Source organism: Muribaculum sp. NM65_B17 (assembly GCF_004793735.1).
Taxonomy (GTDB): domain Bacteria; phylum Bacteroidota; class Bacteroidia; order Bacteroidales; family Muribaculaceae; genus Muribaculum; species Muribaculum gordoncarteri.
The window spans coordinates 406268-421275 of sequence record NZ_SRYY01000002.1 but is presented as its reverse complement, the minus strand read 5'-3'; the positions used below and the strand labels follow the sequence as shown (position 1 = coordinate 421275).

16 protein-coding genes and 5 tRNA genes are annotated in these 15008 nt (G+C 48.1%); 6 read left to right on the top strand and 15 right to left on the bottom strand.

Annotated elements, in window-relative coordinates; translation table 11 throughout:
- Positions 1–18 precede the first annotated feature (18 nt).
- From rplL to E5354_RS04330, 12 genes are all read right to left on the bottom strand, one after another.
- The gene (rplL, locus tag E5354_RS04385; protein WP_123395286.1) at positions 19–393 is read right to left on the bottom strand and encodes a 50S ribosomal protein L7/L12; all 375 of its coding nucleotides are present in this window, start codon (positions 391–393) and stop codon (positions 19–21) included.
- A 78-nt stretch (positions 394–471) separates the two neighbouring features.
- Positions 472–1005: a 50S ribosomal protein L10 gene (gene rplJ, locus E5354_RS04380; RefSeq protein WP_123395285.1), complete on the bottom strand. Its 534-nt coding sequence runs from the start codon at positions 1003–1005 to the stop codon at positions 472–474.
- Positions 1006–1024: 19 nt separating this feature from the next.
- Positions 1025–1720: a 50S ribosomal protein L1 gene (gene rplA, locus E5354_RS04375; RefSeq protein WP_123395284.1), complete on the bottom strand. Its 696-nt coding sequence runs from the start codon at positions 1718–1720 to the stop codon at positions 1025–1027.
- A 15-nt stretch (positions 1721–1735) separates the two neighbouring features.
- Positions 1736–2179, bottom strand: coding sequence for a 50S ribosomal protein L11 (rplK, locus tag E5354_RS04370; RefSeq protein WP_135946554.1), 444 nt, complete (start codon positions 2177–2179; stop codon positions 1736–1738).
- 60 nt (positions 2180–2239) lie between these two features.
- Positions 2240–2800, bottom strand: a complete 561-nt coding sequence (gene nusG / locus E5354_RS04365) for a transcription termination/antitermination protein NusG (RefSeq protein WP_123395282.1) — start codon at positions 2798–2800, stop codon at positions 2240–2242.
- A 22-nt stretch (positions 2801–2822) separates the two neighbouring features.
- On the bottom strand, positions 2823–3017 hold the full coding sequence (gene secE, locus E5354_RS14455) for a preprotein translocase subunit SecE (protein WP_135946553.1): 195 nt from the start codon (positions 3015–3017) through the stop codon (positions 2823–2825).
- A 14-nt stretch (positions 3018–3031) separates the two neighbouring features.
- Positions 3032–3104, bottom strand: a tRNA-Trp gene (locus E5354_RS04355).
- Between the two features lie 49 nt (positions 3105–3153).
- Positions 3154–4338, bottom strand: coding sequence for an elongation factor Tu (tuf, locus tag E5354_RS04350; protein WP_123395280.1), 1185 nt, complete (start codon positions 4336–4338; stop codon positions 3154–3156).
- Between the two features lie 91 nt (positions 4339–4429).
- Positions 4430–4501, bottom strand: a tRNA-Thr gene (locus E5354_RS04345).
- A 13-nt stretch (positions 4502–4514) separates the two neighbouring features.
- Positions 4515–4587, bottom strand: a tRNA-Gly gene (locus E5354_RS04340).
- Positions 4588–4594: 7 nt separating this feature from the next.
- Positions 4595–4677 (bottom strand) — tRNA-Tyr (locus tag E5354_RS04335).
- 47 nt (positions 4678–4724) lie between these two features.
- A tRNA-Thr gene (locus tag E5354_RS04330) sits at positions 4725–4798 on the bottom strand.
- A 268-nt stretch (positions 4799–5066) separates the two neighbouring features.
- On the opposite strand from E5354_RS04330, the gene E5354_RS04325 reads away from it, so the two are divergent.
- Together E5354_RS04325 and E5354_RS04320 are read left to right on the top strand one after the other, a co-directional pair.
- Complete coding sequence (locus tag E5354_RS04325) at positions 5067–6866, top strand: aminopeptidase P family protein (RefSeq protein ID WP_135946552.1); 1800 nt, start codon at positions 5067–5069, stop codon at positions 6864–6866.
- Between the two features lie 22 nt (positions 6867–6888).
- The gene (locus tag E5354_RS04320; protein WP_123395278.1) at positions 6889–7455 is read left to right on the top strand and encodes a gamma carbonic anhydrase family protein; all 567 of its coding nucleotides are present in this window, start codon (positions 6889–6891) and stop codon (positions 7453–7455) included.
- A gap of 83 nt (positions 7456–7538) precedes the next feature.
- On the opposite strand, the gene trpS is transcribed toward E5354_RS04320, so the two are convergent.
- The 3 genes from trpS to E5354_RS04305 all read right to left on the bottom strand — a co-directional run bounded on the left by trpS (position 7539) and on the right by E5354_RS04305 (position 9999).
- Positions 7539–8624: a tryptophan--tRNA ligase gene (gene trpS / locus E5354_RS04315; RefSeq protein ID WP_123395277.1), complete on the bottom strand. Its 1086-nt coding sequence runs from the start codon at positions 8622–8624 to the stop codon at positions 7539–7541.
- A 72-nt stretch (positions 8625–8696) separates the two neighbouring features.
- The gene (locus E5354_RS04310) at positions 8697–9479 is read right to left on the bottom strand and encodes an inositol monophosphatase family protein (protein WP_123395276.1); all 783 of its coding nucleotides are present in this window, start codon (positions 9477–9479) and stop codon (positions 8697–8699) included.
- Positions 9480–9528: 49 nt separating this feature from the next.
- Positions 9529–9999, bottom strand: a complete 471-nt coding sequence (locus E5354_RS04305) for an Lrp/AsnC family transcriptional regulator (RefSeq protein WP_123395275.1) — start codon at positions 9997–9999, stop codon at positions 9529–9531.
- A 135-nt stretch (positions 10000–10134) separates the two neighbouring features.
- Between E5354_RS04305 and E5354_RS04300 the strand changes: the two genes are divergently transcribed.
- Genes E5354_RS04300 through E5354_RS04285 form a run of 4 tightly spaced genes read left to right on the top strand, consistent with a single transcriptional unit; the run spans position 10135 to position 15005 of the window.
- Positions 10135–10665, top strand: a complete 531-nt coding sequence (locus E5354_RS04300) for a GNAT family N-acetyltransferase (RefSeq protein ID WP_135946551.1) — start codon at positions 10135–10137, stop codon at positions 10663–10665.
- A 51-nt stretch (positions 10666–10716) separates the two neighbouring features.
- The gene (locus tag E5354_RS04295) at positions 10717–11598 is read left to right on the top strand and encodes a metal ABC transporter solute-binding protein, Zn/Mn family (RefSeq protein ID WP_135946550.1); all 882 of its coding nucleotides are present in this window, start codon (positions 10717–10719) and stop codon (positions 11596–11598) included.
- Positions 11579–12274 carry a metal ABC transporter ATP-binding protein gene (locus tag E5354_RS04290; protein WP_135946549.1) on the top strand — a complete coding sequence of 232 codons (696 nt, stop codon included), beginning with the start codon at positions 11579–11581 and terminating at the stop codon, positions 12272–12274. Before E5354_RS04295 ends, E5354_RS04290 begins: the two co-directional genes overlap by 20 nt.
- Positions 12275–12314: 40 nt before the next feature.
- The gene (locus tag E5354_RS04285) at positions 12315–15005 is read left to right on the top strand and encodes a glycogen debranching protein (RefSeq protein WP_135946548.1); all 2691 of its coding nucleotides are present in this window, start codon (positions 12315–12317) and stop codon (positions 15003–15005) included.
- Positions 15006–15008 lie beyond the last annotated feature (3 nt).

Here is a 15008-nt window from a genome sequence, read left to right as displayed (position 1 = left end):
CCTGAGGTTCAGGCAATATTATTTAAGTTCAACTTCAGCGCCAGCTTCTTCCAACTGCTTCTTCAGACCTTCGGCGTCAGCCTTGGCTAGACCTTCCTTAACTGTGCTGGGAGCACCGTCAACGAGTTCCTTAGCTTCCTTCAAGCCAAGTCCGGTGAGTTCCTTAACAAGCTTAACAACTGCAAGCTTGCTTGCGCCGGCCGACTTAAGGATAACATCGAATGAAGACTTCTCTTCAGCCTCAGCAGCACCACCGGCTGCGGGAGCTGCTACTGCTACAGCTGCAGCTGCGGGCTCGATACCATACTCATCCTTGAGGATAGCCTTGAGTTCACTTACTTCCTTTACGGTCAAATTGACTAATTCTTCAGCAATAGCTTTAATATCTGCCATCGTCTTAAAATTTTAAAAGTTATTGTTTTTTCTATTTATTATTTTTATTGTTTTGTCTATCGAGGCGTCAACCGCGCATTATGCGTTCTTTTCCTCAATAGCATCCAGAAGTCCGTGGATGGTTGTTCCGGCGTCAAGCGCGGAGATAACACCCTGTACAGGGCCTTCGAGCATTGCAACAACATCGGCAATAAGTTCGTTCTTGCTCTTGATGTTTGCAAGTGTATCGAGCTGTTCAGCACCTACGTAAACTGTTTCTTCTACGTAAGCAGCCTTAAAACGGGGGAGTGTAGCATCCTTGTCCTTCTTCAAGACTTCCTTGATGAGCTTTGCGGGAGCATTTCCAACATTCGAGAACATAATCGATGTTGAGCCCTTCAAGCTGGGATAGAGTTCAGAATACGTTTCGGCATTCTCAAGTGATTCGAGCGCCTTGTGAAGAAGCGTATTCTTTACGACGAGAAGCTTAATGTCGGCTTTATTGCAAGCACGGCGGAGATCGCTTGTCTTTTCAGCGTTCAATCCGGCTGTTTCCACGAGATAGAAGCAGCTGTAATTCTTAACCGTGTCAGCAATTTGGGCAATAATAATGTCTTTATCTTCCTTTCTCATTTTGCGTAGTCTTTAAATGTTAAACATCGATTGACTTAGAGTCAACCTTGATGCCGGGACTCATAGTGCTTGAAAGATAAATACTCTTAATATAGGTGCCCTTTGCAGTAGCAGGCTTAAGCTTAATCAAGGTGTTGATGAACTCGCGTGCGTTGTCCTTCATCTGTTCGGGAGTGAAAGAAACTTTTCCGATTGAAGAGTGAACGATACCGTTCTTGTCGACCTTGAAGTCAATCTTACCCTTCTTCACTTCCTCAACAGCCTTTGCTACATCATTGGTAACAGTACCGCTCTTGGGGTTAGGCATCAAGCCACGAGGACCGAGGATGCGACCGAGAGCACCAATCTTACCCATGATAGCGGGCTGAGTAATGATTACATCAACATCAGTCCAACCACCTTTGATCTTGTCGATATATTCGTCAAGACCTACATAGTCGGCTCCGGCAGCCTTAGCGGCAGTTTCCGCGTCGGGGTTGCAAAGCACGAGTACAGTAGTCTTCTTGCCGGTTCCGTGAGGGAGTGTCACCACGCCACGCACCATTTGATTAGCCTTACGAGGGTCTACGCCAAGACGTACATCAATATCAAGCGAAGCATCGAATTTAGTAAAAGTAACTTCCTTTACCTTCTCAGCCGCCTCCGCTAATGTGTAAGCCTTCCCAGCTTCAATCTTCTGTAAAGCCAACTTTTGATTCTTAGTAAGTTTACCCATGTCAATTGAAGTTTATTAGTTATTTTCAGGGAAAGCTCCCTTAACGGTGATACCCATACTTCTGGCTGTACCGGCAACCATACGCATTGCCGATTCTACAGTAAAACAGTTCAAATCGGGCATTTTGTCCTCAGCAATCGCCTTCACCTGATCCCAAGTGATTTCAGCCACCTTCTTACGATTGGGTTCGGCTGAACCGCTCTTGATCTTTGATGCCTCAAGGAGCTGAATAGCTACAGGAGGAGTCTTAACAATGAAGTCAAAGCTCTTGTCGGTGTAGTAAGTAATTACAACCGGAAGCACCTTGCCTGCCTTGTCCTGGGTGCGGGCGTTGAATTGCTTGCAAAATTCCATGATGTTGATGCCCTTAGAACCCAAGGCGGGACCTACTGGGGGCGATGGATTTGCTGCTCCACCTTTAATCTGCAATTTGATTTGTCCAGCAATTTCTTTAGCCATTTCTTAATACAAATTTTGTTGGGTTAAACGTGCGAATTTTGGTCAAAAAGCTCGTAACCGCTATTTGGCCAATTCTCGCTCTACTTGCGATGCCTCCAATTCCAAGGGAGTGCTGCGACCGAATATCTTGACTTCGACCTTGAGCTTGCGCTTCTCGGCGTCCAAATCTACGATTTCGCCGTTGAAGCCGCTGAACGGGCCAAAAGTCACCTTGACATGCTCGCCGACCATGAAGTCGTTGAAACCGTCATCGTTCAAGTCGTTGATCTCATCGGCGGCACCAAGCATTCTCATCACCTCGCTGTGACGAAGGGGTTCGGGCTGAGAGCCCTTTCCGCGTCCGCCGAGGAAATCAATTACATTGGTGGTGTTGCGCAATTCGTGCATCACCTCGCCTTGAAGATCAGCCTCCACAAACACATAACCGGAATAAAGATTGCGTTCCTTCACAACCCTTTTTCCATTACGTGTAGTCACTACTTTTTCGGTGGGAATCAACACTTGCGATACGTAGTTGCCCAAGTCAGTGTTCTTGATTGCAGCATCAAGAAGCTCCTTGACTTTAGCCTCCTTTCCTGATATTGCGCGAAGCACATACCATTCTTTTTTTCTCTCAGCCATAGGTACTACTACGTTTTAAGCGTTAAAGTCCGTAAATGAAGTGCATTAAATGGTCAACTATCTGATCCATTACGAGTATTATCAATGCAATAATGACGGAAGCTATCAGCACGACAACACTGCTCTTGATTAGTTGACTCTTTGTAGGCCAAGAAGTCCTATATCGAAGTTCGGTATAAGACTCCTGTATATCGGTAAGTAGTTTTAATTTCTTCATTTTTTCTGTCTTTGCACAGGACGAGAGGCTCGAACTCCCGACACCCGGTTTTGGAGACCGGTGCTCTACCGACTGAGCTAGTCCTGTATATATCGGTTCTCGCTTTTACACGAGAACCGATTTTGTATTTCCTAAATTAGTCGAGGATTTCAGTGATCTGACCTGAACCTACGGTGCGGCCACCTTCGCGGATTGCGAAACGAAGACCGAGGTCGCAAGCTACCGGGTTGATGAGCTCAACGTTGATAGTTACGTGGTCACCGGGCATTACCATTTCTACACCTTCGGGAAGAGTGATCTCACCGGTTACATCGAGTGTACGGATGTAGAACTGAGGACGATAGTGGTTATGGAACGGTGTGTGACGTCCACCTTCCTCTTTCTTCAGGATATAAACCTGAGCCTTGAACTTGCTGTGGGGCTTAACAACTCCCGGGTGGCAGATTACCATACCACGCTTGATATCCTTCTTGTCGATACCACGGAGAAGAAGACCTACGTTGTCACCTGCTTCACCCTGATCGAGGAGCTTGCGGAACATCTCAACACCGGTAACAACCGACTTGAGGTCAGCACCAAGACCCATAATCTGAACTTCGTCACCTACCTTAACAACACCTGTTTCAATACGACCGGTAGCAACTGTACCACGACCGGTGATTGAGAACACATCCTCAACAGGCATCAAGAAAGGCTTATCAATGTCACGGGGAGGCAGCGGAATCCATTCGTCAACAGCAGCCATAAGCTCCATAACCTTTTCTACCCACTGGGGCTCACCGTTAAGAGCACCAAGAGCAGAACCACGGATGATAGGAGTATTGTCACCGTCATATTCGTAAGACGAAAGAAGGTCACGCATTTCCATCTCAACGAGGTCAAACATCTCTTCGTCGTCAACCATATCGCACTTGTTAAGGAATACTACGATACGAGGAACGTTCACCTGACGAGCGAGCAGGATGTGCTCACGAGTCTGGGGCATAGGACCGTCAGTTGCAGCAACTACGATGATAGCACCGTCCATCTGAGCAGCACCGGTAACCATGTTCTTTACATAGTCGGCGTGTCCCGGGCAGTCAACGTGAGCATAGTGACGATTCTCAGTTTCATACTCAACGTGCGAAGTGTTGATTGTGATACCACGCTCCTTTTCCTCGGGGGCGTTGTCGATCTGGTCGAATGACTTGACTTCGGAAAGACCCTTTTCAGCGAGCACCTTAGTGATAGCTGCGGTCAGAGTAGTCTTACCGTGGTCAACGTGACCGATTGTACCGATGTTAACATGCGGTTTGGTTCTTTCGAATTTTTCTTTAGCCATAACTTTTGTTATTTTTGTGTTGAATAATATTTCTTTCAATAAAGCTGCCGCGAAAGCGCATACGCATCCGAGGCTGCCGATTTATCGTTTGAGCCGATGGCGGGATTTGAACCCGCGACCTCTTCCTTACCAAGGAAGTGCTCTACCCCTGAGCTACATTGGCAAAATGTCTTTAGAGCGGAAGACGAGGCTCAAACTCGCGACCCTCAGCTTGGAAGGCTGATGCTCTATCAACTGAGCTACTTCCGCATTAATGTGGGCGAAGATGGATTCGAACCACCGAAGGCATAAGCCAGCAGATTTACAGTCTGCCCCATTTGGCCACTCTGGTATTCGCCCGAGATACTTTTCTTGATTAGGGAATTCAAAATTTACTTCTTCCTTTGAGCCTCTTGTCGGATTCGAACCAACGACCCCGAGATTACAAATCACGTGCTCTGGCCAACTGAGCTAAAGAGGCATTAAGTATCTTGTTGCTTGACTACTTTTCGTCTGTCAAGCGGGTGCAAAGTTACGCAGTATTTTTCAGTTCTCCAAATTTTTCAATGCTAAAATTTCAAAACATTCTCATTTTATTTAATTATCAGCGACATAACATCAAGGGTCGACATCGCGACAATATCAACTGACTCTTCAGCGTTGCAAAGGTAATACATATTTTCGGTCTGTCACGAATGTAAGCTGACATTTTTTTTGTAGATTTGCATTATTCAACCATTATTCATAAAATGAAAGACAATATTATCCAACGACTCGAAGCCCTGCGCAACGCGATGCTCACTCGGGGCATTGACCTCACGATCATCCCCCATGTCGACCCGCACCAAAGCGAATACATGGCCGACCACTGGCATCTTCGCGAATATCTAAGCGGATTCAACGGCTCGGCCGGAACACTCGTAGTGTCGCTTGACGACGCAAAGCTGTGGACCGACTCTCGCTACTTCCTGCAGGCGGCACAGCAGCTCGATGAAACCGGCATAACATTAATGAAGGACGGCCTTGCCATAACACCGTCAATCCCCGACTATATACGCACCACTCTCCCAGCAGGCTCAACAGTAGGTATCGACGGCATGTTGTTTTCGATAAACTCGGAGCGCGACTTGAAAGAGAAACTCGGCGAGGTGGGAATAAAGCTCATAACCGACTTCACCCCCGCCGATGAAATATGGTACGACCGACCTCCTCTACCCGCCGACAAGGCATTCATCCATGACATGAAATACGCCGGCGAAAGCACTCGCGACAAAATAGAGAAAGTGCTCAAGCGCGTAAAAGAAGCCGGAGCCGACGCCATATTGATATCGGCATTGGATGAAATTGCATGGGTCCTTAACTTGCGCGGAAAGGATGTAACCTACAATCCAGTCGTGACATCTTTCCTATATCTTGGTGAAACAGGCTCCACACTGTTTATCGACGACATAAAGATCACCGACCGCGTGCGGGAATACCTCGCAGGAAACGACATCAGCATCGCTCCATACAACAGCGTGCTGAAATTTGCAGGCGCGTTACCGTTCACCACAAAGGTACTCGTCGACCCGAGTTCATCGTCAGGTTCACTCGTCACGGCTCTCGGCAAACGCATTTCGCTCGGCCGTTCCCCCATACCCTTGCTGAAAGGAATACGCAATGATGTTCAGATAGAAGGACTACAACGAGCAATGCATCGCGACGGAATAGCATTGGTGCGCTCTTTCATGGAAATAGAAGAAACGTTGTCGCAAGGCAAACGCCTTACCGAAACCGACGTGTGCAAAATACTAACCCGCAACCGCAGCCTACAACCCGATTATTTCGACGACAGTTTCGGAACAATAGCCGGATACAAGGGCCACGGCGCGATTGTACATTACGAACCGACAGAGGAATCAGACGCCGAGATATATCCCGACGGCCTGCTGCTTGTCGACTCAGGAGCGCAATATCTCGACGGAACGACCGACATAACCCGCACCGTATCGCTCGGCAACCCCACGGCCGACGAGCGTCACGACTTCACTCTCGTGCTGAAAGGCTGTATCGCACTTGCCTCAGCCGTATTTCCCGAAGGGACATGTGGCGTACAGCTCGACATTCTCGCCCATCAATATCTGTGGAAAGAAGGGAAAACCTATCTGCACGGCACAGGTCATGGTGTGGGCTCGTTCCTGAACGTACACGAAGGGCCTCAGAGTTTCCGAAACCGCATCGACCACCTTACAACAGTGCCGTTTGCGCCCGGCATGGTGACATCCGACGAGCCCGGACTGTATGTCACCGACAAATACGGAATACGTTGCGAGAACATGATACTTACGGTAGTTGACCGCGAAACCGAATTCGGGCGTTTCCTCCGCTTCGACACCGTGACGCTGTTCCCCTTCGACATCAACCTCATCGAAACCTCGATGCTCAATGACGACGAAATTAAATGGATCAACGAGTACCACAAGAAGGTGTATGACTTGCTCACTCCTTCATTGAACGAGAAAGAAACCGCATGGCTGGCAGCCAAGACTCAGCCCATATCACGCAAATAATCAACTTTAATCAACAATCATAATGGCATTAATAAAATCGGTAAGGGGATACACCCCTGAAATCGGCAAAAACTGCTTCCTCGCCGACAATTGCACCATCATAGGCGATGTCGTGATGGGCGACGACTGCAGCATCTGGTTCAACACCGTGCTGCGCGGCGATGTCAACTCAATAAAGATAGGCAATCGCGTAAACATCCAGGACGGATCGGTGCTGCACACCCTCTATCAGAAATCGACCATAGAGATAGGCGACGATGTGTCAATAGGCCACAACGTAACTATTCACGGAGCCAAGATACACGACTTCGCCCTTATAGGAATGGGTGCAGTGGTGATGGACGATGCCGAGGTTGGCGAAGGCGCTCTCGTGGCCGCCGGAAGCGTCGTGCTGTCACGCACCAAAATAGGCCCCAATGAACTGTGGGGAGGCGCGCCCGCGAAATTCATCAAGATGGTAGACCCCGAGCAGAGCAAGGAGATTAACCGCAAAATAGCGAAGAACTATCTCATGTACTCCACTTGGTATGACGCCGAACTTGAAAACAAAATAGAAACCGAAGCCGAGCGTGACACCGAACAGAAGTAACGCTGACTGTCTCACAAAATAAGCGGGGCTTGAAATGGCAATCATTTCAAGCCCCGTCTTTATTTAAGCATTTATGCCAATGTCTATCCTTGATATTTGCGAGCCTGCTCCTTGACAAGTTCCTCGTCGTCAAAGTAGTTGATGCGCATTGCCTTGCGCACATCGGCAAGCGTTGCCGCAGCAGCCTCACGTGCCACTTCCGAGCCACGCTTCAATATATCGTATACCGCAGGTATGTCCTGCTCATATTTCTTGCGACGTTCACGTATTTTGGCAAGCTCCTCCTCTATCACCTTTGTAAGGAACTTCTTGACAGTACCGTCGCCAAGTCCGCCACGTGTATAATGAGCCTTCAGTTCATCCAGATTCTTATATTCGGGCAGATATCTCTCAAAGTGCTCGTCACGACAGAATGCGTCGAGATAGATGAACGGACAATTGCCCTCAAGGTGTCCGGGATCGTCCACATTCAGGTGCAAGGGGTCGGTGTACATGCTCTTTATCTTCTTGGAAACCTCCTTGGCGGTATCGCTAAGATAGATGCAGTTTCCAAGCGACTTGCTCATCTTGGCCTTGCCGTCGGTTCCCGGAAGTCGCAGGCATGCGGCGTTGGACGGCAACAATATCTCAGGCTCAACAAGAGTTTCACCGTATATATTATTGAATCGGTTCACTATTTCACGAGTAAGCTCGATCATAGGAGCCTGATCTTCGCCCACCGGCACAGTAGTGGCCTTGAATGCGGTTATGTCAGATGCCTGACTTACGGGATAGCAGAAGAATCCCACAGGGATGCTCTGCTCGAAATTACGCATCTTTATCTCGGTCTTTACAGTGGGATTTCGCTGCACACGCGACACCGTAACGAGGTTCATATAGTAGAAAGCAAGCTCGGCAAGCTCAGGAACCTGCGACTGGATGAATATCGTAGTCTTTTCAGGGTCTATTCCCACCGACAGGTAATCAAGCGCAACCTCGATTATGTTCTGTCGCACCTTTTCTGGGTTGTCGGCATTGTCAGTAAGAGCCTGCGCATCGGCTATCATTACGAATATCTTATCATATTCTCCCGAATTCTGCAGCTCCACGCGTCGTTTCAGCGACCCTACGTAATGTCCGAGATGGAGTTTGCCGGTAGGACGGTCACCCGTAAGTATTATCTTTTCCATTTTTGTTTAATTTTCTGTTTTAGTGCAAAGTTACAAAATATAACCTATTAAACTCACCTTTTAACCGCCAAATCACTTCGTTGCAGCTTCAGTCGACAACATCGGCAGCAGCTGGTCGTGTATTGCCGGAGTTCCGGCAAGCACCGATACATTTCGGTCGGTGCGGAAATGCGTATAGCTTCCCCCGGCCTCTTCCACAAACAATAATCCCGCGCTTACATCCCACTGATGCAGATTCAGCTCCCAGTAACCGTCAAGGAATCCCGCACCAACATAGCACAGATCAATAGCGGCCGAACCGAGGCGCCGCATACCGCGCACATGCGGAAGCACCCGAGTAAGATTATCTACATTGTTATCGGGATTGCGGTCTTTGTCGACAGGAAATCCGGTAGCAACCACACACTGATCAAGTCGAGCCTTTCCCGACACCTTTACAAGTTCGCCATTCATATAAGCTCCACGCCCTCTTATGGCATGGAACAGTTCGTTGAGATAAGCGGCATAAACGACTCCAATCTCAGTGACACCGTTATGCTCAATTCCTATCGAAACACTGAATTGCGGCAATCCTTGACTGAAATTGGTAGTACCGTCGAGCGGGTCGATGACCCATCGGTATTCACTGTCGTGATTCTCCAATCCCGACTCTTCCGAAAGTATCGAATGATGGGGATATGTCGACTTTATATGGTCGATGATGAGTTTCTCGGCAGCCTTGTCGGCAGCCGTCACTATGTCACTGTCGTTAAACTTCGACTTTATTTCAAGCTGGTTACCGCGAAAATATCTCAGATGCACAGCCCCGGCCTCACGAGCCCAGGATATGGCGTTCAACAACAAAGAATCGGTCATGATAAATTAGTGTTTATATCATTATAAGCATTACCGCCATGCTTTTGTTCTAATCCTGTGGCTCCGACACGGGTATTTGACGCTTGAGCACCTCCTTGAACGATATCAGTGATTCGGTGCGGGCAAGGCCCAAACCCTGCAATTGCTCATGTATTATGTGCAGTAGATGATCATTGTTGTGAGCATACAATTTAATGAACATATCATATTGTCCGGTAGTGAAGTGTATCTCCACCACTTCAGGTATAGCTTTAAGCTTTTCCACCACCTCATCAAAGCGTGACGGATCTTTAAGGAAGAATCCCATGTAAGCACACGTTTCATATCCCACCGACGCAGGATCGATAAGGCATTCCGACCCTTTAAGCACACCCATTGACATAAGTTTTTGAATGCGCTGATGTATTGCAGCACCCGACACATTGCATTCACGAGCGATTTCCAAGAACGGTTTTCTACCGTTAACCGACAACATTTGCAAAATTTTGTAGTCAAGGGTATCTAATTGAGCTCTTGCCATAAACTAACGTTTTAAGGTTATTGTTCTATTATAAATTTTATTTTGTTTAAAATTTCAATAGCAAATTTACATAATAAAATTTATTTTATCATTTTTAATTAAAAAAATATGTAATTTGAATCATAACTTTGCAGAATGAATACAACACTATACCACATCCCCTACAGTAACTCTGTTCCCGACGAATTGCTTGCTCTTTATAATACATCGTTCCCGGCCGACGAGCGACGACCCGTCGACAGCATTTTGTCGCTTATCGACAACCATGACAGTCCGTTTAACGCTTATGTAATAAAAGCCGACAACGGCTTTGCCGGATTCATAACCACATGGGATTTCGACGACATGCTCTACGTAGAGCACTTCGCCACCAACCCCGAGCTCCGAGGCCAAGGTATAGGCAGTGACGCGCTCAACATGTTGATGGAACTTGCCGACAAGCCCGTGGTACTGGAAGTGGAGCCCGAGGATTCCAATCCGCTTGCGTCACGACGCATAGGATTCTATCGACGTCACGGCTTCATGCTCCACTCCGACTACAAATACATCCAGCCGCCCTACACTCCCGAAAGCCAAAGCATTGAGATGAAACTGATGTCATCGGCCACCATCGACCCCGACCGCGCACGGACATTGCTTTACAAGCATGTGTACCGTGCCGGATGAATTTGTTTATAAATCCGATAATCATTACATTTGCATCCTATTTATATTATAATGAAAAGGTCAATCTTCAAGTATATAATCACATCGTTGCTGACAGTGGCGGCATTGGGTCTGTTCCTGCGGTCATGCACATCAGCCTCCACATCCAAGCCCACCATAACCGTGAGCATCCAGCCTCAAAAATACATGCTCGAAAAAATCGTAGGCGACAAATGGGAGATAAAGTGTCTGTTGAGCAACGGTGCCAATCCTGAGTCCTACGATCCGAGCCTTACCCACCTGCTGAATCTTGAAAACAGCAAAGCCTATTTCCGCATTGGCAACGTGGCCTTTGAAAGCGCAATCATAAACAAGGTGCAGAACAACAACCCGGGTTTGAAGCTGTTTGACAACTCCGAAGGCATTTCGCTCATACGCGGCACCCATTCCCACGGTGACGTGGAGCATTCTACCGACATCGACCCCCACACTTGGACATCGGTCAAGAATGCAAAGACGATAGCAGCCAACATGTACAAGGCGGTAGTGGCCCTCGATCCCGGAAACAAGCCCTATTACTCACGCAACTTCAAGAACTTCCTGAATAGCCTTGACTCCCTCGACAGGGAAATTTCACAGCAACTGCAACCCTATCGCGGCTCGGCATTCGTTGTGTGGCATCCCTCATTAAGCTACTTTGCACGCGACTATGGATTGGAACAAATAAGCCTAAGCCCGGAGGGGAAGGAAGCGTCGGTAAAGATGATGCAGTCGACAATCGACAAGGCAATCGACCGTGACGTGAAAACTCTGTTTTTCCAAAAGGACATCGACTCCCGACAGGCTCAAGTAGCCAATGAACAGATAAAAGCCGAAATCATAAACATAAACCCGCTGAACTACGAGTGGGATAAAGAAATGAAAAGCATTGCAGATGCAATATCCCGACAATAGCATAATAACGCTCGACCATGTGTGGAAACGTTACGACAACAAGGTCATATTAAAAGATGTCAATCTCGACATCCAGAAGGGTGACTTTGTAGCCGTGACCGGGCCAAACGGAGGAGGAAAAACCACACTTCTCCGCATCATACTCCGCCTTCTAAATCCTACACAAGGGAAAGTAACATATCATAGCGACAACATGGAGGTTAAGAAGCTACCTATAGGCTACCTTCCTCAGAAGAATCTAATCGACAGCCGATTTCCTATAACAGTAAGGGAAACTGTAGCATCGGGATTGCTTGCCGAAAAGAACATGCAGCGTGACGAATGCAACAAACGCATCGCCGAAACAATATCACTTATGGGGCTCGACGCGCATTCCGACGCGTCAATAGGCGATTTGTCGGGCGGACAACTCCAGCGCACACTACTGGGGCGTGCTTTGATATCTAACCCCGAAGTACTTGTGCTGGATGAGCCGTTAAGCTACATCGACAAGGCATTTGAGCATCATCTCTATGACATAATCGCCGATGTTGCACGCAACACGACGATTATACTTGTGTCACACGAGATGTCCACAATATCAGGCATGGCCAACCGCCATATAATCGTCGATCACTCCATCCATGAATGTCACGCATCACACCACTACGTGCATTCAACCTGCGACGAAGCGTGACTCGGGCCTACAATCAACAATAATAAAATCACACCCTAAAATGAAACGCTCAACAGTAATAATCAATTCGATGATGGCATTTTCAATTGTCACAGGTTGCTCCAATACCCCCAGCCAACCTAAAGATGTGATATATTCATCGGACATGTTCACAGTCTATACCGACCGCGTAACGCAAGGGCCGCACACTGCACGGGCCATAAGCCCTGTTGAGATTGAGAGCAACTACACCTCACCCGAGGAGAGCGGCATATCCCAACTGCTTCACTTCCGTTTCTCCCTTAACAGCAGGGACAATGAATTGCCTCAAGGCAAAAGCCACACGGTACTTATCGGGTCTGACACAGTGTTTACATTCGGACAAGCAATTGAGAAATTTGACTCCATAAAAGAAAAACTGGCAGGAAAACTCGACAAGGACACAAAATGGACTCTTAAAGTCAATATGAATCCAGTGCTTGACAGTTTCAAGAAACGAGGATACTATGTAACGCCTACCAACGACACCATATACAAAGACGACTTCAAAGGCGTATGGGTTGCCGGAAGCGTCGACCCGTTGAGCTGGGATTTTGAGAATCTTTACGGAAAGCACGACCGCAAACTGAAAGATAGAGGTGACGGCATCTACGAAGTCACGCTGAATCTCAATCCCACCACCGAGCGTCCCGAAAATCCCACCGGGTGGAAAGTCGATTCAATCGACAGTCGGTTCCCGCAGTATCATTCCGACCAATTGCTTGTCGACGCGTTGTATAACATGGCGATATGCGACATCGCAAGCAACCTTCGCCCCGACTCGACCTATCGTGCCGGCAAGGAATGGGACGGAGTGTGGACACGTGATGTAAGCTACTCGGTATATCTTGCCCTCGCACTGCTTGACCCCGAAAACTCCTATCGCAGCCTTAAGGCCAAGCTCAAGGAAACACCTCACGGCACGGTAATAGTGCAAGACACCGGCACCGGAGGTTCATGGCCCGTGTCAAGCGACCGCATCGTGTGGGCCATGGCAGCATGGGAGGTCTACAAGGTGACAGGCGACAAATCGATGCTCAAGGAAGCAATCGAAGCGATCGACAATACATTGAACGACGACATGAAAGTCGTGTGGGACTCCAACTTCAAGCTCATGCATGGCGAGCAAAGCTATCTCGACTGGAGGGAGCAGACCTATCCGCGATGGATGCAGCCCAAGGATATATATGAATCGATGTGTCTTGGAACGAATGTCATGTATGCCGAGGCATTCCGTGTACGCGATGCCATGATTAAGGAGCTGGAATCGGATTACACTCCGTTATGGATAGGCATGGACAAGGAGATTGCCAACTCAATCAACAACAACCTGTGGATACCCAATCTCGGCTATTATAGCGAATATCTGTACGGAGGAGTATATCCCATACAGTCACAGGCCGTCGACAATCTCGGACAGGCGCTGTCAATCGTGTTTGACATCGCCAACCCCGAAATGGCCCGCTCGATAATTTCCAAGACTCCTTACACGCCTTATGGAATATCATCGGTATATCCTCAAATGCCCGACATAAAGCCCTATCACAACGATGCGGTGTGGCCGTTTGTACAAGCCTATTGGAACATCGCAGCGGCAAAAGCAGGCAACATTCTTGCCCTTAACAAAGGCCTTGCCGCTCTTTACAGGGCTGCGGCATTCTTCGGCACCAACAAGGAGCTTTTTGTAGCGTCCAACGGCGACTATCGCGGAACTGCAGTCAACTCCGACAGCCAGCTATGGAGTGCCGCCGGAAATGCGGCAATGATATTCCGCATCATAATGGGCATGACATTCGAGCCCGACGGCATAAGATTCGCTCCGGTAGTTCCGCCATCATTCACCGGCGAAAAGACTCTGACCAACCTAAAATACCGCAATGCGACACTTAACGTCAAAGTAACAGGCACTGGCGACCGCATAAAATCTTTTACAATAAACGGAGAAAATAATGACGATCACTTCCTGAAAGGCAATGTGAAAGGCAATATCGAGATTTTGATAACAATGGCCGACAACACCATCAAGCCTCAGGAAATCAACAGCCAGCCTCAGGCTTGGATGCCGGCGACACCTATTGTCGACTGGATCGGCTACAAAGGTGAAATTCGCAACTACTCCCCCGGAATATCTTACGGACTCACCGTCAACAGCACGTTCCTCGACCAGATAACCACTCCTGTAGCGACTTTCATTCCCGATGAAAACTACTCGCTCATGGATATCGTTCCCGTGCTCAAAGAAACTTGGAGCGGATTCTCATGCAAGCCGTTTGAATACATTCCTGCAGGCTCATTAACCGTAGTCAACGCCGACAAAATAGGAAAAACAGGCACATCATTCATCAAGGACAAGGATAAGGCATCTCGCTTCATCGAGCTGTCGCCACAAAAAAACACCGATGTCACCTTCAAGGTCAATGTGGACTCAGGCGGCGACTACCTGCTTGATGTAAGATACGCCAACGGCGAAGGCCCCATAAACACCGAAAATAAGTGCGCCATTAGAATGCTTTACATCAACGGGCAGGAAGCTGGAGCGATAGTCATGCCACAACGCGGAATTGACGAATGGCTGTCGACCGGATTCAGCAACATGCTGCGCATAAAGCTAAAGGAAGGCGTCAACGAACTGAGCCTACGACACGAAATCGACAATATGAACGGCACTGTCAACACGGCGCTGCTGCAATATGTACGCATTATCAGGCAATAACCA

What these genes read in the sequence shown, in the direction of transcription:
- E5354_RS04305 (WP_123395275.1), bottom strand. Translation starts at nt 9,999, where the DNA reads ATGGCAAGAGCTCAATTAGATACCCTTGACTACAAAATTTTGCAAATG.
- rplK (WP_135946554.1), bottom strand. Translation starts at nt 2,179, where the DNA reads ATGGCTAAAGAAATTGCTGGACAAATCAAATTGCAGATTAAAGGTGGA.
- secE (WP_135946553.1), bottom strand. Translation starts at nt 3,017, where the DNA reads ATGAAGAAATTAAAACTACTTACCGATATACAGGAGTCTTATACCGAA.
- rplA (WP_123395284.1), bottom strand. Translation starts at nt 1,720, where the DNA reads ATGGGTAAACTTACTAAGAATCAAAAGTTGGCTTTACAGAAGATTGAA.
- E5354_RS04320 (WP_123395278.1), top strand. Translation starts at nt 6,889, where the DNA reads ATGGCATTAATAAAATCGGTAAGGGGATACACCCCTGAAATCGGCAAA.
- E5354_RS04325 (WP_135946552.1), top strand. Translation starts at nt 5,067, where the DNA reads ATGAAAGACAATATTATCCAACGACTCGAAGCCCTGCGCAACGCGATG.
- rplL (WP_123395286.1), bottom strand. Translation starts at nt 393, where the DNA reads ATGGCAGATATTAAAGCTATTGCTGAAGAATTAGTCAATTTGACCGTA.
- rplJ (WP_123395285.1), bottom strand. Translation starts at nt 1,005, where the DNA reads ATGAGAAAGGAAGATAAAGACATTATTATTGCCCAAATTGCTGACACG.
- nusG (WP_123395282.1), bottom strand. Translation starts at nt 2,800, where the DNA reads ATGGCTGAGAGAAAAAAAGAATGGTATGTGCTTCGCGCAATATCAGGA.
- E5354_RS04295 (WP_135946550.1), top strand. Translation starts at nt 10,717, where the DNA reads ATGAAAAGGTCAATCTTCAAGTATATAATCACATCGTTGCTGACAGTG.
- tuf (WP_123395280.1), bottom strand. Translation starts at nt 4,338, where the DNA reads ATGGCTAAAGAAAAATTCGAAAGAACCAAACCGCATGTTAACATCGGT.
- E5354_RS04285 (WP_135946548.1), top strand. Translation starts at nt 12,315, where the DNA reads ATGAAACGCTCAACAGTAATAATCAATTCGATGATGGCATTTTCAATT.
- trpS (WP_123395277.1), bottom strand. Translation starts at nt 8,624, where the DNA reads ATGGAAAAGATAATACTTACGGGTGACCGTCCTACCGGCAAACTCCAT.
- E5354_RS04290 (WP_135946549.1), top strand. Translation starts at nt 11,579, where the DNA reads ATGCAATATCCCGACAATAGCATAATAACGCTCGACCATGTGTGGAAA.
- E5354_RS04300 (WP_135946551.1), top strand. Translation starts at nt 10,135, where the DNA reads ATGAATACAACACTATACCACATCCCCTACAGTAACTCTGTTCCCGAC.
- E5354_RS04310 (WP_123395276.1), bottom strand. Translation starts at nt 9,479, where the DNA reads ATGACCGATTCTTTGTTGTTGAACGCCATATCCTGGGCTCGTGAGGCC.